Below are 20,402 nucleotides of genomic sequence, written 5' to 3' on the forward strand. Positions count from 1 at the left end.
TGGGCATTTCCCATGGATGTGAGCCAGACCATCAAGGGGCTGTTCCATAGTGCGGTCGATGCCATCTGCGCCCATCGCGACGGCACCATCGTCGTGGCCAATCCCGCCTTCGCCCGCCTGTTCGGCTATGAGTCCGCCGAGGATATGGCCGGCACCCGGGTCCTCGACACCCTGGCCCCGGAGGAACGCGAGCGGATCAGCGAGTTCATCCGCCGCCGCTCCACCGGGATCGACGCACCCTCCATCTACGTCGCCACCGGCCAGCGCCGCGACGGCAGCCGGTTCGAGATGGAAGTCGGCGCCTCCATGTTCCAGGGCGATGGGGAAAGCGTCTGCGTCGCGGTGCTGCGCGACATCTCCGACGCGGTGGCCGCCAAGCGCCACCTGGTGGAGAGCGAGGAGCGCTTCCGCAATCTGTTCAAGCTGTCGCCCGACCCCACCTGGATCATCCAGGACAACCGCTTCGTGGAGTGCAACCGGGCGGCGGTCAGCATGCTGGGCTATCCCGACGAGGACTCGCTGAAGAACGTCCACCCGTCGGAGCTGTCGCCCGAGTTCCAGCCCGACGGAGAATCCTCATTCACCAAGGCCGAGCGCATGATGGGCCTGGCCATGGCCAACGGGCTGCACCGCTTCGAATGGACGCACAGGCGCCGCGACGGCAGCGTCTTTCCCGCCGAGGTCACCCTGTCGGCCACCCTGCTGCTGGGCAAGCCCTCCATCTATTGCTCCTGGCGCGACATCAGCGAACGCCATCAGGCCGAGGCGCAGATGCGGCTTGCCGCCGGCGTGTTCGATTCCACCCAGGAAGGAATCGTCGTCACCGACATCGACGGCACCATTCTGTCGGTGAACCCCGCCTTCACCCGCATCACCGGCTATGCCGGCTGCGAGGTGATCGGCAAGACCCCGGCCATCCTCAAATCCCATCACCAGGACCAGAATTTCTATCGCGCCATGTGGGCCGACCTGCGGGCCAAGGGGGAGTGGCGGGGCGAATTGTGGAACCGGCGCAAGGACGGCGAGGCCTATCTGGAATGGCTGACCATCAGCGCCGTGAACGGCCCCGACGGCAAGCCGGCCCGCTTCGTGGCGGTGTTCTCCGACGTCACCGAATTGCGGCGCAAGGACGACCAGATCCGCCATCAGGCCTATCACGACGCCCTGACCGGCCTGCCAAACCGCTTCCTGCTGGGCGACCGCCTGGACCACGCCCTGGAGATGGCGCGGCGCACCCAGGCCCAGGTGGCGGTGCTGTTCCTCGACCTCGACCGCTTCAAGGTGATCAACGACAGCCTGGGCCACCACGAGGGTGACAAGCTGCTGGTGGAGGTGGCCCGGCGCATCGGCCAGACGGTGCGCAAGAGCGACACGGTCTCGCGCCTGGGCGGCGACGAGTTCGTGGTGGTGCTGGGCACCTTCAGCGACAGCACCGAGGTGGCCCTGGTGGCCGAGAAGATCATCGCCACCCTGAGCAAGCCCCTGCGGCTGGCCGGCAAGGCGGTGCATACCGGCACCAGCATCGGCATCGCCGTCTTTCCCCAGGACGGCGAGGACGCCACCTCGCTGCTGAAGAACGCCGACACCGCCATGTATCAGGCCAAGGCGGCGGGCCGCAGCTGCTTCCGCTTCTTCGACCGCTCCATGAACGAGCTGGCGGTGCGCCGCCTGGAACTGGAAGCCCAGCTGCGCCAGGCCATGGAAACGGGCCAGCTGGAACTGCACTACCAGCCCAAGGTGATGGTGAAGACCGGCGCCCTGGCCGGGCTCGAGGCGCTGTTGCGCTGGAACCATCCCGAGCAGGGCCGCATCCCTCCCATGGAGTTCATCCCCCTGGCCGAGGAAACCGGCCTGATCATCCCTCTCAGCTATTGGGTGATCGAGGAGGCGTGCCGCCATCTGGCCCAGTGGCGCGAGGCGGGACTCGAGGTCAAGGTCGCCATCAACCTGTCGGCGCGGCAATTCCTCGACGACAAGCTGCCCCAGCGGATCGAGGCCATCCTCCAGCGCTGCGCAATCCCGGGCGACGCCATCGAAATCGAGCTGACGGAAGGGGCGGTGATGGACGAGCCCCGCCGGGCCATCGTCATCCTGCAGCGGCTGCGCGCGCTGGGCCTGCGCATCTCGCTCGACGATTTCGGCACCGGCTATTCCAGCCTGGCCTATCTGAAGCGCTTCCCCATCAGCACCGTGAAGATCGACCGCTCGTTCGTCATGGACCTGCCCGACGATTCCGAGGACGCCGCCATCGTCCGGGCCATCCTCGACCTGGCCCGCGGCCTCAACCTGGACGTGGTGGCCGAAGGGGTGGAAACCGCCGAGCAGTTGGAGTTCCTGCGCCAGGCCGGCTGCGGACAGATTCAGGGGTTCTACTTCAGCCCGCCGCTGCCGGCCGTGGAGCTGGGCGAGTGGCTCAGGAAAGCGCCCGAGGCGGACACGCCCAGTCGCCGCTGAGGGCCTGCACCACCGCCAGGGCGGCGATGGCCGCCGTCTCGGCCCGCAGAATGCGCGGCCCCAGCCCCACGGCGCGGGCGAAGGGCCTGGCGGCGATCATCCGGCGTTCCTCCGCGTCGAAGCCGCCTTCCGGCCCCACCAGCAGGGCCAGCGGCCCCGGCGGCAGGCCGTTCAGCACCTGGGCCAGGGGCGGACCGCCGCCGCCCTCGTCCAGGAACAGCAGCACCCGATCGGCGGGCCACGACGCCAGCACCTTGTCCAGCGGCGCGGGCTCGGCCAGTTGGGGGATCGTGAGGCGCTCGCACTGCTCGGCGGCCTCCACCAGATGGGCGCGCAGCCGCTCGGCGTTGACACGGCCCGCATTGGTGCGCCGGGTAAACACCGGCCAAAGGCGCGAGACGCCCAGCTCGGCCGCCTTCTCCACCACCAGATCGGTGCGGTCCTTCTTCAGGGGCGCGGCCAGCAGCCACAAATCGGGCTCGGGCGCCTGGGGCCGGGTCTGGCGCTCCGGCACCAGGGCGGCCCCAGCCTTGGCCAGCGCGGCGATGCGGGCCAGCCACTCGCCGTCACGGCCGTTGAACAGCAGCGCCGTCTCGCCCACTTCGGCCCGCATCACCGAGGCCAGGTAATGGGTCTGGTCGCGGGAAAGCGCCACGGCGGTACCCGCCACAAGGGGGGCATCCACGAACAGGCGGAAACGGGGGCGGGGGGCGGTCTCGGTCATGGTTTCCTTCTACGCCGGATGACGCTCGCGGGGAAGCGTGCTTGACCTCGCCCGCGACCGGGCCTATGTCGGACGGAAGAGAGTCCATCGAAGGTTCCACCATGGCCGTGCTGCCCATCCTGACCGCGCCCGATCCGGTGCTGAAGTCCAAGTCCAAGCCTGTCGCCGCCGTGGACGACCGCGTCCGCGCCCTGATGGACGACATGCTGGAGACCATGTACCACGCGCCGGGAATCGGGCTGGCGGCGCCGCAGATCGGCGTGCTGGAACGGGTCATCGTCATGGATATCGGCCGCAAGGAGGAGGACCGCGCCCCCATCCGCATGGCCAATCCCGAGATCGTCTGGGCCTCGGACGAGGACAACACCTACGAGGAGGGCTGCCTGTCGGTGCCCGAGCACTATTCCAACGTGGTGCGCCCGGCCTCGGTCAAGGTCCGCTATCTCGACGAGACCGGCGCCAGGCAGGAGATCCTCGCCGACGGCCTGCTGGCCACCGTGGTGCAGCACGAGATGGACCATCTGGACGGCATCCTGTTCATCGACCACCTGTCGTCGCTCAAGCGCAACATGATCCTGCGCAAGCTGCTCAAGGCGCGGAAGGACGCGCAATGAAGCTGGTGTTCATGGGGACTCCGGACTTCTCGGTCCCCATCCTCGACTCGCTGATCGAGGCCGGGCATCAGGTGGTCTGCGTCTATTCCCAGCCGCCCCGCCCCGCCGGACGCGGCCACAAGGAGCAGCCCACCCCGGTCCACGCCTTCGCCCGGGAACGGGGCATTCCGGTGCGTACCCCCAAGAGCCTGAAATCCCCCGAGGCCCAGGCCGAGTTCGCCGCGCTGGAGGCCGACGTGGCGGTGGTAGCCGCCTATGGCCTGATCCTGCCCCAGGCGGTGCTGGACGCGCCGCGCCTGGGGTGCCTCAACGTCCACGCCTCGCTGCTGCCGCGCTGGCGCGGCGCCGCCCCCATCCAGCGGGCCATCCTGGCCGGCGATGCCGAAACGGGCGTCACCATCATGCAGATGGATGCGGGACTGGATACCGGGGCCATGCTGGCCAAGGAAAGCATCCTGCTGCTGCCCGACGCCACGGCCTCCTGGCTGCACGACATGCTGGCCGCCATGGGGGCGCGCATGATCGTCGACGTGCTGGGCAAGATGGAGGACGAGGAGCCCCTGCCCGCCACGCCGCAGCCGGCCGATGGCGTCACCTACGCCCACAAGCTGGCCAAGGAGGAAGGCCTGCTGGACTGGAGCCGCCCGGCGGTGGAACTGGACCGCAAGGTCCGCGCCCTCAACCCTTGGCCCGGCGTGTGGTTCGAGATGGCGGGCGAGCGGGTCAAGGTCATGGAGGCGGCGGTGGCGCCCGGTTCCGGCGCGCCCGGCACGGTGCTCGACGACCAGCTGACCATCGCCTGCGGCAAGTTCGCGCTGCGTCCCCTCAAGGTGCAGCGGGCCGGCAAGGCGGCCATGAGCGCCGCCGAAATGCTGCGCGGCCATGCCATCCCCAAGGGCACGGTGCTGGGCTGACCGCAAATCCATTGTCATCCCGAATGCAGTGAGGGATCTTTCAGGCACCTTCGGCGGATGAAAGATCCTTCGCTGCCGCTCAGGATGACACCGAACGTCGAGACCCCCCATGCCCCGTTACCGCCTGCTCATCGAATACGACGGCGCGCCCTTCGTCGGCTGGCAGCGCCAGGACCGGGGTATGTCGGTGCAGGGCGTGCTGGAAGCGGCGGCGGCGAAGCTCTGCGGCGAGCCCTGCATCCTGCACGCCGCCGGGCGCACCGACGCCGGGGTGCACGCCAGCGGCCAGGTGGCCCATGTGGACCTGCCCCGCGACTATCCCGCCGACACGGTCCGGGACGCGCTGAACTACCACATGAAGCCCAAGCCGGTGGCGGTGGTCGCCGCCGAGCAGGTCGGCGAAGATTTCCACGCCCGCTTTTCGGCGGTGGGCCGCGCCTATCTCTACCGCATCGTCAACCGCCGCGCGCCTTTGGCGCTGGACCAGAACCGCGCCTGGTGGGTGCCCGTCCCCCTGGACGCCGAGGCCATGGCCGAAGGCGCGCGCCGCCTGCTGGGCCATCACGACTTCACCACCTTCCGCGCCAGCGAGTGCCAGGCCAAGAGCCCCATGAAGACGCTGGACGTGCTGGACGTGACCCGCCATGGCGAGGAGATCCGCATCGTCGCCGAGGCCCGCTCCTTCCTGCACCATCAGGTGCGCAACATGGTCGGCACGCTGAAGCTGGTGGGCGAGGGCAAGTGGAGCCCCGACGACATGGCAAAGGCGCTGGAGGCCAGGGACCGCGCCAAGGGCGGCCCCACCGCGCCGGCCGCCGGGCTGGTGCTGACCGGAGTCAGCTATGACCTTTCGGCCGATAGAAGCGGCCCGACAGGCTGACCCGGTCCAGCACGTATTCCTCGCGCAGCACCGTGAACACCTCGTCCTGGAAATCCATCCAGCGGGGCGGCGGCACCAGGGCGCCCGGGTTGTCGTCTTCCGTGTGCTTGGGCGGGTCGAGGATTTCCACCACGGCGATCTCGTGGCGCTTCAGCATGCCGGTCAGGGTGTCGGCGGGCAGGCGGCCCATGGTCATGGCCTGCAACATGTTGATGGGGTCGTAGAAGGCCGGCTTTCCCGCCCTGAGGCACAGCAGGTGCGACTGGCACAGCGCAGGGCCGTCGATAGCCTTCAGATAGGCCACGTCGTCGCGGAACAGTTCCGTGCGATGGGCCAGTTCCCCCAGCAGCTCGACTCCCATGCGTCCCAGCGCCGCCGGAGCATAGGCCAGGACGCCCGCGTTGATCACCAGGGCCAGGACCGGACGAAACTTGGGGAACGGCGCGAGATGCATGACCAGCCCCGCACCGATGGACAAGGCGACGAAGGCGCCGAAAAACACGTTGAGGTCGGTGCCGGCGCCGCCCAGGAAGAAGGCGCCGACCGCCATGGACAGCAGGAGATAGGCCAGGATCAGGCTGGCCGGGCGCGTGCGCCGCACCACCACCAGGCCCAGTCCCACCAGAATCAGCGGAGCCTGGAACTGGCCCATGATCTCCACCGTGAACAGGAAGGCCCGCGTGATGTCCCAGGTGCGCGACGCCAGCAATTGCTGGAAGAAGATGGGGCCGGCCAGCCACAGGATCACTCCTCCGGACAGGGCCGCCATGAGGGTGCCGGTGGCGAAATAGGCGATGCGGGCACCCATCTCGCCACGGCGCAGGACATCGACGGCGATCACCAGCGGCAAGGCGATCAGGCTGTGCTTGACCAGGATACCCGCCGAGAACAGCAGGGCGGTGAGAACGGCGCGCCGGGTCGGCCGGCCATGGCCGAGATAGGTGGCGAGGCCTGCGGCCATCAGGGCCTGGGCCAGCATCTGGGGATTGTTCTTGCCCACGTGGTCTGTCAGCAGGCAGGCGAAGAACAGGGCGCAGGTGGTGGCGGCGAACAGCGAATCCAGGCGCGAGCCGCCGCTGGACCGCACGATGGCCGCCACCGAGGCGCACAGGGAGAGGGTGGCGGTAAACGAGATCAGGCGTCCCGCCAGATTGACGTCGCCCACCAGCTTGGACAGGGCTCCGACCAGATAGAACGACAGCGGCGGATAGTTGTTGAAGAAATAGGGGGAGCCGGTGTCGTAGAGGGGCAGGCCGCCGATGGCGCGCAATTGCAGGAAGGCGTTCCAGCCCTCGGTGTTGTCGATCTCGAAATCCCAGAACAGCCGCGCCAGGGGATAGGCCAGCAGCACCAGGGCAAGCCCCGTCAAGGCCCATACAGTCAACCTGTAGGGACGCCTGGAATCACCCGTCAGAAACCTGACCCGCTGCAAACCGCTCCTCCGCTCCCGACGGATTCGCCCTCGGGAGCGGAAGTGCCATAGAAGCTTCGCCCATGCAAGCGGGATGCGGGCGGGACGCCCGCGCTCCGAATCACGGGGCGTGGAGCGCGGGCGTCCCGCCCGCATCCCGTCATCCGCCCAATACCACCAGCAGATCCTTGGCCTCCACCTGGGTGCCGGGGGTGACGGCGACCGAGGCGATGGTGCCCGCCCGTTCGGCGCGCACCGCCGTCTCCATCTTCATGGCCTCGATGGACACCAGCAGGTCACCCTTTTCCACCGCCTGCCCGGCATGGATCGCGACGGAAACCACCAGGCCGGGCATGGGCGCGCCCACGTGGTCGGCATTGCCGGCCTCCGCCTTGGGCCGTGCCATGCGGGCGGGCGCCACCTTGCGGTCGAAGACGCGCACGGTGCGCGGCTGGCCGTTCAGCTCGAAGAACACCTTGCGCGAGCCGTCCTCCTCGGCCTCCGCCGTGGCGAGGTAGCGGACGATCAGGCTCTTGCCCTTTTCCAGGTCGATGCTGATCTCCTGGCCGGGCGACATGCCCCAGAAGAACACCTCGGTGGGCAGCGCCGAGACGTCGCCGAACTGCCGCTGGTGGGCGGCGAACTCGGCGAAGACCTTGGGATACATCAGCCACGAGGCCAGTTCGGCGTCCGACAGCTTGCGCCCCGCCTTCTTTTCCGCCTCCTCGCGCACCGCGTCGAGATCGGCCGGCGGCAGCACCGCGCCGGGACGGACCGAAATGGGCTTGGCCGAGCCCAGCACCTTCTTCTGCAAGGCCGCCGGGAAGCCGCCGGCGGGCTGGCCCAGATCGCCCTTGAAGAACGACACCACGGATTCGGGGAAGGCGATCTCCTTGTCGGGGTCCAGCACGTCGTCGGGGGTCAGGTTGCTGGTCACCATCATCAGGGCCATGTCGCCCACCACCTTGCTGGTGGGGGTGACCTTGACCACGTCGCCGAACATGGAATTGACGTCGGCATAGGCCTTGGCCACCCAGTCCCAGTGCTGCTCGACGCCCAGCGACCTCGCCTGAGCCCGCAGGTTGGTGTACTGGCCGCCCGGCATCTCGTGGAGGTAGACCTCGGCGGTGCCGGACTTGATGTCGGCCTCGAAGGGGGCGTAGAGGGTGCGCACGCCTTCCCAGTAGCGCGACAGGCCGTTGAGCGCGCCCTGATCCAGGCCGGGGTCGCGTTCATGGCCCTTGAGCGCGGCGCAGATGGAGCCCAGGGGCGGCTGGCTGGTCAGCCCGCTCATGGAATCCATGGCCGCATCCACCGCGTCCACCCCGGCTTCCACCGCCGCCAGAACGCTGGCCGCCGACAGGCCGGAGGTGTCGTGGGTGTGGAAGTGGATGGGCAGGCCCACCTCCTGCTTCAGCGCGCTGACCAGGGCCGCGATGGCGCGCGGCCGGGCCAGGCCCGCCATGTCCTTGATGCCGAGGATGTGGGCGCCGGCCTTCTCCAGCGCCTTGGCCATGGTCACGTAGTATTTGAGGTCGTATTTGGGCCGGGCGGCGTCGAAGATGTCGCCGGTGTAGCAGATGGCCGCCTCGCACACCTTGCCCGAATCCCGCACCGCCTCGATGGCCACGTGCATGTTGTCGACCCAGTTCAGCGAGTCGAAGACGCGGAAGACATCGACGCCGTTCTCCGCCGCCTGGGCGACGAAGTGACGAACCACGTTGTCGGGATAGTTGGTGTAGCCCACCGCGTTGGCCGAGCGCAGCAGCATCTGCAACAGCAGGTTGGGCATGGTGGCGCGGAAGGCCCTGAGACGCTCCCACGGGTCTTCGCGCAGGAAGCGCATGGCGACGTCGAAGGTGGCCCCCCCCCAGCATTCCACCGAGAACAGGCCGGGCAGCAGCCGGGCATAGGCCGGGGCCGCCGCCAGCATGTCGTGGGTGCGCATGCGGGTGGCGAACAGCGACTGGTGGGCGTCGCGCATGGTGGTGTCGGTGACCAGCACCCTCTTCTGCCCAAGCATCCACTTGGCCAGCCCCTCGGCCCCCAGCCGGTCGAGCAGCTGCCTGGTGCCCTCGGGCGGCTCGCCCGCCGGAACGGGCGGCAGGTCGGGACGGTGGCCGAGAACCGGGCGCTTCATGCCCGCCACGTCCGGGTTGCCGTTGACCATGACGTCGCCGACGAAGGACAGCACCTTGGTGGCGCGGTCGCGGCGGTCCTGGCGGGCGAACAGCTCCGGCGTCTCGTCGATGAAACGGGTGGTATAGGCGCAGCCCACGAACTTGGGATGCTCGATCACCGCTTCCAGGAAGGTCAGGTTGGTGGCCACGCCCCGGATGCGGAACTCGCGCAGCGCCCGGTCCATCCGCGCGATGGCTTCCTCGGGGGTCGGCGCCCAGGCGGTGACCTTCTCCAGGAGCGAATCATAGAACCGGGTGATCAGCGCGCCGGAAAAGGCGGTGCCGCCGTCCAGACGGATGCCGAAGCCGTTGGCGCCGCGATAGGCGGTGATGCGGCCGTAATCGGGGATGAAGTTGTTGGCCGGGTCCTCGGTGGTGATGCGGCACTGGATGGCGTGGCCGTTGAGCGGAATGTCCGCCTGCCGGGGCACGTCCGAACCCGGGGCGCCGATGGGCGCGCCGCCGGCGATCCTGATCTGCGCCTTGACGATGTCGATGCCGGTGACCACCTCGGTGACCGTGTGCTCCACCTGGACGCGCGGATTGACCTCGATGAAGTAGAAAGAGCCCGTCTCCATGTCCATCAGGAACTCGACGGTGCCGGCATTCTCGTACCCCGCCGCCCGGGCCAGACGCACCGCCGTCTCGCACAATTCGGCCCGCTGGCGGCCGTCGAGATAGGGGGCGGGGGCACGCTCGACCACCTTCTGGTTGCGGCGCTGCACCGAGCAGTCGCGCTCGTAGAGATGCACCAGATTGCCGTGGGAATCGCCCAGGATCTGCACCTCCACGTGCCGCGCCCGCCGCACCAGCTTCTCCAGGTAGACCTCGTCGTTGCCGAAGGCGGCCTTGGCCTCGCGCCGCGCCACCGCCAGCAAGTCCTCCAACTCGCTCTCGGCCTCGATCACCCGCATGCCGCGCCCGCCGCCGCCCCAGCTGGCCTTCAGCATCAGGGGATAGCCGACGGCGGCCGCCAGCCGCTTGCACTCAGGCAGATCAACCGGCAGCGGCCCCGTCGCCGGCATCACCGGTACCCCGGCCTTCTCCGCCAGGGCGCGCGCCGCCACCTTGTTGCCCAGCAGGCGCATGACGTCGGACGAGGGGCCGACGAAGGCCATGCCCGCCGCCCGCACCGCGTCGGCGAAATCCGGATTCTCAGACAGGAAGCCATACCCGGGGTGCACGGCGTCGCAGCCCGCCTCCTTGCCCACCCGAATCATCTCGTCGATGGAAAGATAGGCCTCGATGGGCCCGCTTCCCTTGCCGATCAGATAGCTCTCATCCGCCTTGAAGCGGTGCAGGGCGAAGCGGTCCTCGGTGGAGTAGACCGCCACCGTGCCCAGCCCCAATTCGGTGGCGGCGCGGCAGATGCGGATGGCGATCTCGCCGCGATTGGCGACCAGAAGCTTGCGAAAGGGAGGCTTGCCCGAGGCGGAGGGGATCATGGTTCACCCTGTTGATCGTTGACGAGGCGCTGGATAAATCTTTTTACCAGCCTTGTAAACAGGAGCTTTGAGCTTACCATTAATCAGAGGCGGCTTTACATGAGCGGAAGGTGAAGGTAGACAAAACCATCACACAGAGGGCAGCACATGACGGAACCGATCAGGCCGGCCAAGCTGGCCGATACCATCGCCGACCATTTGGAACAGCTTATCCTCGAAGGCAGCCTGCGGCCAGGGGAACGCCTGCTGGCCGAACGCGAGCTGGCCCAGCGCTTCGACGTGTCGCGCCCCAGCTTGCGCGAGGCGCTGGAGAAGCTGGAAAAGCGCGGCCTGCTGAAATCGGGACGCGGCGGCGCCACCTACGTCGCCCCCCTGCTGGGCGAGGGCTTCACCGAGCCTTTGTATTCCGCCCTGGCGTCCAGGCCGGAGACCACCTTCGACTATCTGGAATTCCGCCGCTTCGTCGAGGGCTCGGCCGCCTATTTCGCGGCGCTGCGCGGCACCGACGTGGACCGCGACCTGCTCCGCGAGTGCTTCGAGAAGATGGAGGCCGCCCACGGCCAGGACGATTCCACCGACGAGGCCGAGGCCGACGCCGACTTCCACCTGGCGGTCTACGAGGCGTCGCACAATCTGGTGATGCTGCACATCATGCGCTCGCTGTCGGACATGCTGCGCAAGGACGTGTTCTACAACCGCGCCAAGCTGTACCAGCGCCAGGGCGTGCGGGAATTGCTGCTGGAACAGCACCGCGCCGTCTACCTGACGGTGATGGCCGGCGACCCCGACGCCGCCAAGGCGGCCGCCGAGGCCCATATCGACTTCACCCGCGACGCCCTGATGGAGATCGCCAAGGCCGACGCCCGGCTGGAAGTGTCCCTGCGCCGCATCGCCAAGACCGATCTGGTGGCGGCCAAGCGCTGATGGCCGGGTTCATGGCCCTGGCCCTGGCCGAGGCCGAAGCCGCCGGCGAGCGCGGCGAGGTGCCGGTGGGCGCGGTGGTGGTCCGGGACGGAACCGTGATCGCCCGGGCCGGCAACCGGGTCGAGGAACTGGGCGATCCCACCGCCCACGCCGAGATGCTGGCGCTGCGCGCCGCCACCGCCTTCCTGGGGGAAAAGCGCCTGGAGGAGTGCGACCTCTACGTCACCCTGGAGCCCTGCCCCATGTGCGCGGCGGCCATTTCCCTGGCCCGGGTGCGGCGGCTGTATTTCGGCGCCTACGACCCCAAGAGCGGCGGAGTGGAGCACGGCGCCAAGGTCTTCGACCACGCCACCTGCCACCACCGCCCGGAGGTCTATGGCGGGCTGGAGGAAAGCCGCTCGGCGGAGTTGCTCAAGGGCTTCTTCGCCGAGCGACGCTGAACGAGAGTCTGGACGAGTTAAATTGAAGCGCCTCTTTATCTCGTCATGGCCGGGCTTGACCCGGCCATCCATGGGCCCCCGGGTCAAGCCCGGGGGTGATGGGAACGGAGAACCGATTCCACTTAAATCCGACAGACCCTATCCGCAGGACGGCCGCCCCGCCTCGATCCGCTCGATCGTCCCGTCGGCCAGCAATTCGGCGGCGGTGACCGTGGTGCGGAATTGCGGCGCGCCACCCTTCTGGTCGAACCACGGCGCCGCCTTGCCCGACCAGGCCACCAGAGGCCTGACCACGCGATAGCTGGCATAGGGCGCGGCGGAACAGACATAGGGCAGCGCCCGCGACGCATAGGCGACGCCCTGCGGGCTGAACTGCTTTCCCGTGTCGCAGCCGAAGCGGTCGATCACCATGCCCGGCGGCAGAATCACCGTGACGGTGATCTCGGTGCTCCATTCCTGGGTGGGCCAGCGCAGGTTGCCCTGGCCGTCCTTCCAGCGGCTGGAAATGTCGGGGCGAATGGCCCCCTCGCTACACTCGGCATGGGCCGAGCCGGCAGAAAGCGGCTGCCCCAGCATGACGAGTCCGGCCGCCGCCAGAAGTAACCGCACGCGCATGGCACATCTCTCCCCCCGGCCCATTCCCGGGAGGAACTATGACCTGAATGGCGATCGGCGTCACCGCGCATACAACCATATAATGTAGCGACTTGTCAGAACTTGTGTCGCCACGCCCAACCGGCGACGGGGGCTATTTGCCGCAAGCCGGCCGGGCGGCGGCAACCGTCTCGATCACCCCGTCGGCCAGAAGCTGCGCCACGCTGGCGTCGGTCTGGAACTGGGTGGCGCCGCCCTTCTGGTCGAACCATGGCGCCGCCTTGGCGGTCCAGGCCAGCAGCGGACGCGCCACCCGGTAGGTGAAGTAAGGTGCGGTGGCGCAGACATAGGGCAGCGCGCGGGCGGCGAAGGCGGCGCCCCTGGGGCTGAAGTAATTGCCGCCCTCGCAGCCGAAGCGGTCGATGACCATGCCGGGGGCCAGCACCACGGGCGTGATGGCTCCGGCCGCCCCGTCATTGGGCGGCCATACCAGATTGCCGTTGCCGTCCTTCCACTTGGCGGCGATATCGGAACGGACTTCCGGCGAGGTGCAATCGGCCCAGGCCGGGCCGGCCAGCAGCACAAAAGCGGCGAACACCGCCAGGAACGACAGACGACGCATGAAACCATTCTCCCCTGTTGACGGGAGACATCATGAATCAAATGGCGATATGTGTCACGCACTTACAACCAATTCACATTATGCGCGAAAAGAAACTCACCGCCAGATAGGCTTCCCGCTGCCCGGCAGGCCGTACTCCGCCCAGCGCCGGCTGACCCGCTCCACCACCTCGGACTCCATGTGCAGCTTGACGCCCCATTCGCGGTGGGTTTCCGGCGGCCATTTGTTGGTGGCGTCCAGGCCCAGCTTGCCGCCGAGGCCCGATTCCGGGCTGGCGAAGTCCAGGTAGTCGATGGGGGTGCCCTCCACCACCGTGATGTCGCGGGCGGGGTCCATGCGGGTCGAGATGGCCCACATGACGTCCTTCCAGTCGCGGGCGTTGATGTCGTCGTCGACCACGATGACGAACTTGGTGTACATGAACTGCTTGAGGAAGCTCCACACCCCGAACATCACCCGCTTGGCGTGGCCGGGATAGGCCTTCTTGATGCTGACCACGGCGATGCGGTAGGAGCAGCCCTCGGGCGGCAGCCAGAAATCGACGATTTCCGGGAATTGCTGCGCCAGCAAGGGAATGAACACCTCGTTCAGGGCCTCGCCCAGCACGCTGGGCTCGTCCGGCGGCCGTCCGGTGAAGGTGGAGAGGTAGATGGGGTCCTTGCGCATGGTGATGGCCGAGACGCGGAAGACCGGGAAGTCCTCCACCGAGTTGTAATAGCCGGTGTGGTCGCCATAGGGGCCTTCCGGTCCCGTCTCGTCGGGCATGACGTGGCCTTCCAGCACGATTTCGGCCTCGGCCGGGACCTTCAGGGGCACCGTCTTGCAATCGACCAGTTCCAGCTTTTTGCCGCGCAGCAGCCCGGCGAACTGGTACTCGGACAAGGTCTCGGGCACCGGGGTGACGGCGGCGATGATGGTGCCGGGATCGGCGCCGATCACGATGGCCGCCGGCATGGGGCCCTTGCCTTCCTTGCACCAGCGGTGGAAGTGCTGGGCTCCGCCCCGGTGCTTCAGCCAGCGCATCAGGGTGGTGTTCCGCCCCGTCACCTGCATGCGGTAGATGCCCAGGTTGAAGTGGTCGCGCTTGTCCTCGGCCGGGTTGGGGCCTTGCGTCACCACCAGCGGCCAGGTGATCAGCGGCGCCGGCTCGCCCGGCCAGCAGCCCTGAACGGGAAGCTGGGAGAGGTCCACGTCGTCGCCCTTCAGCACCACCTGCTGGCAAGGCGCCGACGACACGGTCTTGGGCCGCATGGACATCACCGTCCTGGCCAGCGGCAGCAGTTCCAGGGCTTCCCGCCAGCCGCCGGGCGGTTCCGGCTGCTTCAGGAAGGCCAGGGTCTCGCCCACCTCGCGCAGCTGGTGCGGCTCGCGGTCCATGCCCCAGGCGACGCGCTCCACCGTGCCGAACAGGTTGACCAGCACCGGCATGGAATATTTCGAGCCGTCGGCCCTGACCACGTTCTCGAACAGCACCGCCGGGCCGCCCTCGGCCAGCAGGCGGGTCTGAATCTCGGTCATTTCCAGATGGGGCGACACCGGCGCGCTCACCCGCCTCAGCCGTCCGGCCTTTTCCAGGCGGGCGATGAAGTCGCGCAGGGATTCGTAGGGCATGGGGCTCTCCTTCCGTCCGGCCCACAGGGGAGTACGATCCCGTCTTGCCGTCAAGGGGCACATCACCCAGATAAGACAACGACATATATGTGACGTATTGTAGTGTTCTCACCCGACTTCACGGCACGCTGGAATCGGCGTAGTCTGATCTAGGGTTATCACTCGATCTACCCTAAGGGGATAGACGCCTATGGCTTCGGTACATAAGAAGGAAGAGCGTTACCGGACACTGATCGAGCTGGGCATCGCGCTCTCGGCCGAACGCAATCACAACCGCCTGATGGAGAAGATCCTTCAGGGGGCCAAGAGCATGTGCAACGCCGATGGCGGCACCCTCTACCTGATGACCGAAGCCAAGGATGGCCTGCGCTTCGAGATCATGCTCAACGACACGCTGAACATCGCCATGGGCGGCACCACGGGAAAGCCCATCCCGTTTCCGCCGCTCAGGCTCTATGACGACGAAGGCAACGCCAACCACAAGAACGTCTCCAGCTCGTGCGCGATCACCGGCCAGACGGTCAACATCGCCGACGCCTACGACGTGGACAGGTACGATTTCAGCGGCACCAAGGCCTTCGACGCCAAGACCGGCTATCGCTCCAAGTCGTTCCTCACCGTGCCCTTGAAGAACTACGAGGGCGAGGTGATCGGCGTGCTGCAGCTGATCAACGCCCGCGACGGCCGTAACCGCATCGTCGAGTTCGGCCCCGACATCACGCCGCTGATCGAGGCCCTGGCCTCCCAGGCGGCGGTGGCGCTGGACAACCAGCGCCTGATCGAGGCCCAGAAGAACCTGTTCAAGAGCTTCATCCAGGTGATCGCCGGCTCCATCGACGCCAAGAGCCCCTATACCGGCGGCCACTGCCACCGGGTGCCGGCCATCACCTTCATGCTGGCCGAGAAGGCCTGCGAGCAGACCGAAGGCCCCTTCGCCGATTTCTCGCTCTCCGAGGACGAGTGGTACGAGCTGGAGGTGGCCGCCGGGCTGCACGATTGCGGCAAGGTGACCACGCCGGAATACATCGTCGACAAGGCCACCAAGCTGGAGACCATCTACAACCGCATCCACGAGGTGCGCATGCGCTTCGAGGTGGCCAAGCGCGACGCGGTGATCACCTACCTGGAGGGCCTGGTGGCCGGCGAGGAGAAGGCCGAGACGCTGAAGGCCCGCATGGACGAGGACCTGGCCCGGCTGGATGCCGACTTCGCCTTCGTGGCCGAGTGCAACGTGGGCGGCGAATTCATGGCCCCCGACAAGGTCGAGCGCCTGAACGCCATCGCCGAGCGCACCTGGGTGCGGACGCTCGACGACACAATGGGCCTGTCCATCGACGAGATGCGGCGCAGGACCGGCGAGGAGCCCAAGCCGCCGGTGGTCGAGAAGATGCTGGCCGACAAGGACTGGCACGTCATTCCCCACGAGATCAACGTGGACACCGCCCGCTACGATGCCGAGGGCTTCAAGATGAAGCCGCTGGAGAACCGCTACAATCTGGGCGAGCTCTACAACCTGGCCATCGGCCGCGGCACGCTGACGGCCGAGGACCGCTTCAAGATCAACGATCACATCGTCCAGACCATCTTCATGCTGAAGGCCCTGCCCTTCCCCAAGAATCTGGCCCGCGTCGCCGAATGGGCCGGCGGCCACCATGAAAAGATGGACGGCACCGGCTATCCCAAGGGCCTGAGGCGGGAAGAGATGTCGCTGCCCGCCCGCATGATGGCGGTGGCCGACATCTTCGAGGCCTTGACCGCCGCCGACCGCCCCTACAAGAAGCCCAAGACCCTGTCGGAATCCCTCAAGATCATGTCGTTCATGGTCAAGGACCAGCACATCGACAAGGAATTGTGGGAGCTGTTCCTGACGTCGGGCGTCTGGAAGGACTACGCCGAGAAGTATCTGCGGCCCGAGCAGGTGGACCAGGTGGACGTCGCCAATTACCTGCCCAAGGCGGCCGAATAGGGGATGCCCCTTCACTCCGCGAACATCGGTTTCCGCGCCTACATCGCCGCCAGCCTGGACGGCTACATCGCCGATTCCGATGGCTCCATCGCCTGGCTGAAGCCCTTCGACGCCATCGATTACGGCTTCGACGAGTTCATGGAGCACATCGGCACGGTGGTGATGGGCCGCACCACCTACGAGCACCTGCACGCCATGGGGCACTGGCCGCATTCGGACAAGCGCTGCATCGTGGTGACGTCGCGGTCCATGGAGACCGCCCCCGACAACGTCGAGCCCTGGGTCGGTGATCTCGCCCAGCTGGTGGCCGAGTTGAAGGAGACGTCCGCCGGCGACGTCTGGGTGGCGGGCGGGGCCAAGGCGCTCCGGGCCTTTCTCGACCTGGGCGCCATCGACCATTTCGACCTGTTCGTCATGCCCACCCTGCTGGGCCGGGGCCGGCGGCTGTTCGAGCCCAGCGACCATACCGGCCGCATGACCCTGCTGGGGGCCAAGACCTATATCAACGGCGTGGTGCGCCTCAGCTACGTGGTGGGCAAGTCTGTCTGATTTAAGCTGAAGCACTTTCTCTCGTCGTCCCGGGCTCGACCCGGGACCCAGGAATCGCCCAGGATGACGTTTGAGGTTACCCCCCTGGCCCCCGGCTCAAGGCCGGGGTGACGGACGAGGAAGCGGCATCGATTCTGCCAAACTCGGACAAACCTCTAGCTCAACGTGCGCCGGGCCGCCGCCACCGCGTCGCGGGCCGCGTCATAGGCGAGGCGGAAGCCTTCCAGGCCGCGCGGCGAGATGGCGCCGTCGGCCAGTCCCGACAGCACGCCGTCCAGAATCGCCTCGATCTCCGCCTCGACGGCGTCCAGTTCCCCCCCGTCGCGGGCGGCCCGCGCCCGCTCGCGCAGCGCCGCCAGGGCATGGGCGCGGCTGCCGGCATGGACGGGGGGACGGCGAAACACCATGCCGTAAAGGGCGGCGGCGCCCGACCCCACGATGCCGGCGGCGTAGAGCCCGATGAAGACCACGTCGGCATAGCGGTCGAACAGGGTCTGGACCTCGCCGCTGACATATTGCTGGGCGCCGGGATGAATGGCGATGAGCGCCACCTTCTCGGTGGAGGGCGGCTCGATGCGGGTGGCGAAGGTCTGCTCCACCACCAGCTGGCGCCCGTTCTCGAACAGGGCGCGCATCAGCTCCACCACGTGTTGCTCGGGTAGCTTGGCGCGGGCCACCAGCAGGCGCTGCACCGCCACGGTGTCCAGATCCTCCTCGGGAATGCGCGGCGAGCCCGACAGCAACCCGGCCTCGATGATCTCGGCGTAGAGCCCGGGAATCTTGCGCTCCAGCGCCTTGGCGTCGGAGATGGCGTGGACGGCATAGCCCTTGAGGTCGCGTTCCAGGGTGGCGAAGCCTTCCGCCCCGGTCAGCCGCGACAGCGGCAGGAGCAGGATGGCGGCGTCGGCCCCGCCGCCCGGCCCCAGCAACGGCGCCAGCGGCGTTCCCGGCGGCACCGCCGTGACGGCGGCGGCGCGGCCGTCATGGCGGTACTGCTCCATCAGGCGGCGGAACAGGGCCTCGTTGCGGCCATCACGGTCCATCACCACGGTCCGCCGCTTTTCCAGATCGGCCAGCGACCGGACCTTGCTCTTGGCGGGGGTGATCAGCAGCAGGACCTGCTCTTCCAGGACGGCGACGGAACGGGCCATGGGCGGAACGCGGCGGTCGTCGCTGCGCACCAGGGCGAGGTCCACCCCGCCCTGGGCCAGCCGGGACATGCCCTGCTGGCCGCCTTCGGCGGGCACCAGTTCCAGCCGGATGGACGAGCGGTTCTGGGCCAGCACCTCGGCCAGCTTGCGGGCGAAGCTGTACTCGGGCGACGGCTCGGGGGAAACCGCCATGGTGACCACGGTGGGCTTGACGTACCAGTAGGCGGCGACACCCGCCGCCGCCGCCGACAGCGCCACGGTCGCCAGGGAGAGGAGCAGGATGGTCGTGCGGTTGCGCATGGTCCCTGCTCCTGACCCTGTCCTACGGCAGCTCGCGATAGAAGATCAGCAGCAGCCCGACCATGGAGAAGCAAAGCGGCCAAAGCTGGCCGGCGATGCGCTTCGCCCTGCCGTCACCCCTGATCTCCAGCCAGCGCAGCCAGCCCGACATGACGCCGAACAGGCCCATGGGAATGTGGCTGAACTCGATCAGGAAGCGCTCCTTGACGTCGGTCAGGGTATGGTTGTGGACCAGCAGCAACCCGGCCCCCACCGCGCAGAGGATGGGGAAGACCAGGGCGGCGCGCTCGCTCTTCAGGCGGCCGGTGCGCACCCCCCATTCGAACAGGCCGAAGGGGAACAGCAGCAGCCCCACCACCCGGTGCTGGAACACCTCGGGGTCCTCCAGCGCCTCGAAGAAGCCCTTGGGGCCGATGGGCCAGCTTTCCGGGTCCGAACGGATGATGATCGCCGCGCCGAGCACCAGGAACAGCAGCGGCCAGTGCCGCGCGGCCCGCATTCCCATGCTGTTGGCGATGGCGCCCAGGCCCATGGCCAGGACGAAGATGCCGGCCCAGTTGTGGTTGAACTCGGACCACATCTTGTCGGCGATCTCGGTGGCCTGGGACTTCTCCATGCCCACCTGGGTCAGCGTCGAGGAATCCGGGCTGACCAGACGCGGCGCCCGGGTGGGGGCCATGCGCTCGACGATCTCCATGACCGTCGCCTGATGCTGGGTCTGGTCGGCGGCGGGCGGCTGCGAGGCCATGGAGGCGGCGATCATCAGCACGGTGATGCCGATGCCGATCTCCACCTCGGCGAAGCGGCGCAGGCGGAACTGGCCCTTGTCCTCGGCTTCCGAGCGGGTGGACTTGCGGTTCATGGCCGCCAGGAACAGCAGCACCGCCAGCAGGGTGATCTTGGCCCCGGTCATGATGCCGTAGGCGGTGCCGATCAGGGCGCCCGGCGTGGCGATGTAGCCCCAGGCCAGCATGGCGGCGCCCAGCAGCAGCAGCCCCACCGCCCCGGTGAACAGGTGCGAGAAACGGATGCCCACCATCAGGCGGTCCTTGGAGGCGGTCACATGGGCGAGCGCCAGCAGCATGAAGGGAATGCCGCCGATCCACAGCGAGGCGCCGGCCTGGTGCAGGGCGCCGGCCAGGATGTAGTACTCCCGCTCCTCCACCCGGGCGAAGGCGTGGCTGGACATCACCGAGGCGCCCAGCACCATCAGCGCCAGCAGGGCCAGCGACGGAGCCTGGGCGGGATTGGCCCCCATGCGCGCCGTCACCGCCAGGGCGAGGGCGGTCATCGCCATGATGGCGTACCACTGGACGAAATCCGCCCCCATGGCGTCGGCCAGCTGAATCTCCAGCCCGGCCACCAACTGGGCGAGATTGGCGAAGATGGAAAGGCCGGCCACCACCGCCAGGGCGAGACCGCTCCGGGCGGTCCAGGCCAGGCCGGTGCGCTCCATGGCGAGGGCGCGGCCGCCCAGCCTTGGAGCCAGCGGGCGGGTGAAGCCCAGCAGGAACAGCACGCCGCCGAAAATGACCGACTGGGCGGTCAGATGGAGGCCGCGCAGGATGACGGCGAAGAAGGCGAGAATGTCGGGAGGCAGGGTGGTCAGCATGGCGGCGCGCC

At 67.9% G+C, this 20,402-nt stretch carries 16 protein-coding genes; 8 read left to right on the forward strand and 8 right to left on the reverse strand.

Annotated features, from left to right (window positions below; translation table 11 throughout):
• Positions 1-12 precede the first annotated feature (12 nt).
• Positions 13-2,454: a sensor domain-containing protein gene (locus ACV4UZ_RS16045; RefSeq protein WP_491601792.1), complete on the forward strand. Its 2,442-nt coding sequence runs from the start codon at positions 13-15 to the stop codon at positions 2,452-2,454.
• Here ACV4UZ_RS16045 and ACV4UZ_RS16050 read toward each other — a convergent pair.
• Positions 2,414-3,178 carry a 16S rRNA (uracil(1498)-N(3))-methyltransferase gene (locus ACV4UZ_RS16050; protein ID WP_491601793.1) on the reverse strand — a complete coding sequence of 255 codons (765 nt, stop codon included), beginning with the start codon at positions 3,176-3,178 and terminating at the stop codon, positions 2,414-2,416. The two genes, ACV4UZ_RS16045 and ACV4UZ_RS16050, sit on opposite strands and share 41 nt — an antisense overlap.
• Before the next feature lie 101 nt (positions 3,179-3,279).
• Between ACV4UZ_RS16050 and def the strand changes: the two genes are divergently transcribed.
• From def to truA, 3 genes are all read left to right on the forward strand, one after another.
• Positions 3,280-3,792, forward strand: a complete 513-nt coding sequence (def, locus tag ACV4UZ_RS16055) for a peptide deformylase (protein ID WP_491601794.1) — start codon at positions 3,280-3,282, stop codon at positions 3,790-3,792.
• Positions 3,789-4,706: a methionyl-tRNA formyltransferase gene (gene fmt / locus ACV4UZ_RS16060; protein WP_491601795.1), complete on the forward strand. Its 918-nt coding sequence runs from the start codon at positions 3,789-3,791 to the stop codon at positions 4,704-4,706. Before def ends, fmt begins: the two co-directional genes overlap by 4 nt.
• Before the next feature lie 109 nt (positions 4,707-4,815).
• Positions 4,816-5,586 carry a tRNA pseudouridine(38-40) synthase TruA gene (truA, locus tag ACV4UZ_RS16065; RefSeq protein WP_491601796.1) on the forward strand — a complete coding sequence of 257 codons (771 nt, stop codon included), beginning with the start codon at positions 4,816-4,818 and terminating at the stop codon, positions 5,584-5,586.
• Here the strand turns inward: truA and ACV4UZ_RS16070 are convergent.
• Positions 5,543-6,955, reverse strand: a complete 1,413-nt coding sequence (locus ACV4UZ_RS16070) for an ArnT family glycosyltransferase (protein ID WP_491601797.1) — start codon at positions 6,953-6,955, stop codon at positions 5,543-5,545. The two genes, truA and ACV4UZ_RS16070, sit on opposite strands and share 44 nt — an antisense overlap.
• 202 nt (positions 6,956-7,157) lie before the next feature.
• Positions 7,158-10,622 carry a pyruvate carboxylase gene (locus ACV4UZ_RS16075; RefSeq protein WP_491601798.1) on the reverse strand — a complete coding sequence of 1,155 codons (3,465 nt, stop codon included), beginning with the start codon at positions 10,620-10,622 and terminating at the stop codon, positions 7,158-7,160.
• A gap of 147 nt (positions 10,623-10,769) precedes the next feature.
• Between ACV4UZ_RS16075 and ACV4UZ_RS16080 the strand changes: the two genes are divergently transcribed.
• The gene (locus tag ACV4UZ_RS16080) at positions 10,770-11,546 is read left to right on the forward strand and encodes an FCD domain-containing protein (protein WP_491601799.1); all 777 of its coding nucleotides are present in this window, start codon (positions 10,770-10,772) and stop codon (positions 11,544-11,546) included.
• Complete coding sequence (locus ACV4UZ_RS16085) at positions 11,546-11,986, forward strand: nucleoside deaminase (protein ID WP_491601800.1); 441 nt, start codon at positions 11,546-11,548, stop codon at positions 11,984-11,986. Before ACV4UZ_RS16080 ends, ACV4UZ_RS16085 begins: the two co-directional genes overlap by 1 nt.
• Before the next feature lie 138 nt (positions 11,987-12,124).
• Here ACV4UZ_RS16085 and ACV4UZ_RS16090 read toward each other — a convergent pair whose 3' ends face one another.
• The 3 genes from ACV4UZ_RS16090 to ACV4UZ_RS16100 all read right to left on the reverse strand — a co-directional run bounded on the left by ACV4UZ_RS16090 (position 12,125) and on the right by ACV4UZ_RS16100 (position 14,813).
• The gene (locus ACV4UZ_RS16090) at positions 12,125-12,601 is read right to left on the reverse strand and encodes a TNT domain-containing protein (protein ID WP_491601801.1); all 477 of its coding nucleotides are present in this window, start codon (positions 12,599-12,601) and stop codon (positions 12,125-12,127) included.
• Between the two features lie 133 nt (positions 12,602-12,734).
• On the reverse strand, positions 12,735-13,202 hold the full coding sequence (locus ACV4UZ_RS16095) for a TNT domain-containing protein (RefSeq protein ID WP_491601802.1): 468 nt from the start codon (positions 13,200-13,202) through the stop codon (positions 12,735-12,737).
• Positions 13,203-13,298: 96 nt separating this feature from the next.
• On the reverse strand, positions 13,299-14,813 hold the full coding sequence (locus ACV4UZ_RS16100; protein WP_491601803.1) for a UbiD family decarboxylase: 1,515 nt from the start codon (positions 14,811-14,813) through the stop codon (positions 13,299-13,301).
• Positions 14,814-15,003: 190 nt separating this feature from the next.
• Here ACV4UZ_RS16100 and ACV4UZ_RS16105 point away from each other — a divergent pair, with 190 nt between their 5' ends.
• Both ACV4UZ_RS16105 and ACV4UZ_RS16110 read left to right on the forward strand, forming a co-directional pair.
• Positions 15,004-16,779, forward strand: a complete 1,776-nt coding sequence (locus tag ACV4UZ_RS16105) for an HD domain-containing phosphohydrolase (protein ID WP_491601804.1) — start codon at positions 15,004-15,006, stop codon at positions 16,777-16,779.
• A gap of 3 nt (positions 16,780-16,782) precedes the next feature.
• Positions 16,783-17,328 (forward strand): dihydrofolate reductase family protein, encoded by a 546-nt coding sequence (locus ACV4UZ_RS16110; protein WP_491601805.1) that lies wholly within the window; start codon positions 16,783-16,785, stop codon positions 17,326-17,328.
• A gap of 155 nt (positions 17,329-17,483) precedes the next feature.
• Here ACV4UZ_RS16110 and ACV4UZ_RS16115 read toward each other — a convergent pair whose 3' ends face one another.
• Both ACV4UZ_RS16115 and ACV4UZ_RS16120 read right to left on the reverse strand, forming a co-directional pair.
• Complete coding sequence (locus tag ACV4UZ_RS16115) at positions 17,484-18,779, reverse strand: TAXI family TRAP transporter solute-binding subunit (protein WP_491601806.1); 1,296 nt, start codon at positions 18,777-18,779, stop codon at positions 17,484-17,486.
• A gap of 22 nt (positions 18,780-18,801) precedes the next feature.
• Positions 18,802-20,391: a copper resistance D family protein gene (locus tag ACV4UZ_RS16120; RefSeq protein WP_491601807.1), complete on the reverse strand. Its 1,590-nt coding sequence runs from the start codon at positions 20,389-20,391 to the stop codon at positions 18,802-18,804.
• Between the last annotated feature and the right edge of the window lie 11 nt (positions 20,392-20,402).

The sequence above is a fragment of the Paramagnetospirillum sp. genome (assembly GCF_058402745.1).

Excerpts from the sequence above, each read along its gene's own strand:
- ACV4UZ_RS16045 (WP_491601792.1), top strand. The coding sequence starts at position 13 with ATGGATGTGAGCCAGACCATCAAGGGGCTGTTCCATAGTGCGGTCGAT.
- ACV4UZ_RS16050 (WP_491601793.1), bottom strand. The coding sequence starts at position 3,178 with ATGACCGAGACCGCCCCCCGCCCCCGTTTCCGCCTGTTCGTGGATGCC.
- def (WP_491601794.1), top strand. The coding sequence starts at position 3,280 with ATGGCCGTGCTGCCCATCCTGACCGCGCCCGATCCGGTGCTGAAGTCC.
- fmt (WP_491601795.1), top strand. The coding sequence starts at position 3,789 with ATGAAGCTGGTGTTCATGGGGACTCCGGACTTCTCGGTCCCCATCCTC.
- truA (WP_491601796.1), top strand. The coding sequence starts at position 4,816 with ATGCCCCGTTACCGCCTGCTCATCGAATACGACGGCGCGCCCTTCGTC.
- ACV4UZ_RS16075 (WP_491601798.1), bottom strand. The coding sequence starts at position 10,622 with ATGATCCCCTCCGCCTCGGGCAAGCCTCCCTTTCGCAAGCTTCTGGTC.
- ACV4UZ_RS16080 (WP_491601799.1), top strand. The coding sequence starts at position 10,770 with ATGACGGAACCGATCAGGCCGGCCAAGCTGGCCGATACCATCGCCGAC.
- ACV4UZ_RS16085 (WP_491601800.1), top strand. The coding sequence starts at position 11,546 with ATGGCCGGGTTCATGGCCCTGGCCCTGGCCGAGGCCGAAGCCGCCGGC.
- ACV4UZ_RS16090 (WP_491601801.1), bottom strand. The coding sequence starts at position 12,601 with ATGCGCGTGCGGTTACTTCTGGCGGCGGCCGGACTCGTCATGCTGGGG.
- ACV4UZ_RS16095 (WP_491601802.1), bottom strand. The coding sequence starts at position 13,202 with ATGCGTCGTCTGTCGTTCCTGGCGGTGTTCGCCGCTTTTGTGCTGCTG.
- ACV4UZ_RS16100 (WP_491601803.1), bottom strand. The coding sequence starts at position 14,813 with ATGCCCTACGAATCCCTGCGCGACTTCATCGCCCGCCTGGAAAAGGCC.
- ACV4UZ_RS16105 (WP_491601804.1), top strand. The coding sequence starts at position 15,004 with ATGGCTTCGGTACATAAGAAGGAAGAGCGTTACCGGACACTGATCGAG.
- ACV4UZ_RS16110 (WP_491601805.1), top strand. The coding sequence starts at position 16,783 with ATGCCCCTTCACTCCGCGAACATCGGTTTCCGCGCCTACATCGCCGCC.
- ACV4UZ_RS16115 (WP_491601806.1), bottom strand. The coding sequence starts at position 18,779 with ATGCGCAACCGCACGACCATCCTGCTCCTCTCCCTGGCGACCGTGGCG.
- ACV4UZ_RS16120 (WP_491601807.1), bottom strand. The coding sequence starts at position 20,391 with ATGCTGACCACCCTGCCTCCCGACATTCTCGCCTTCTTCGCCGTCATC.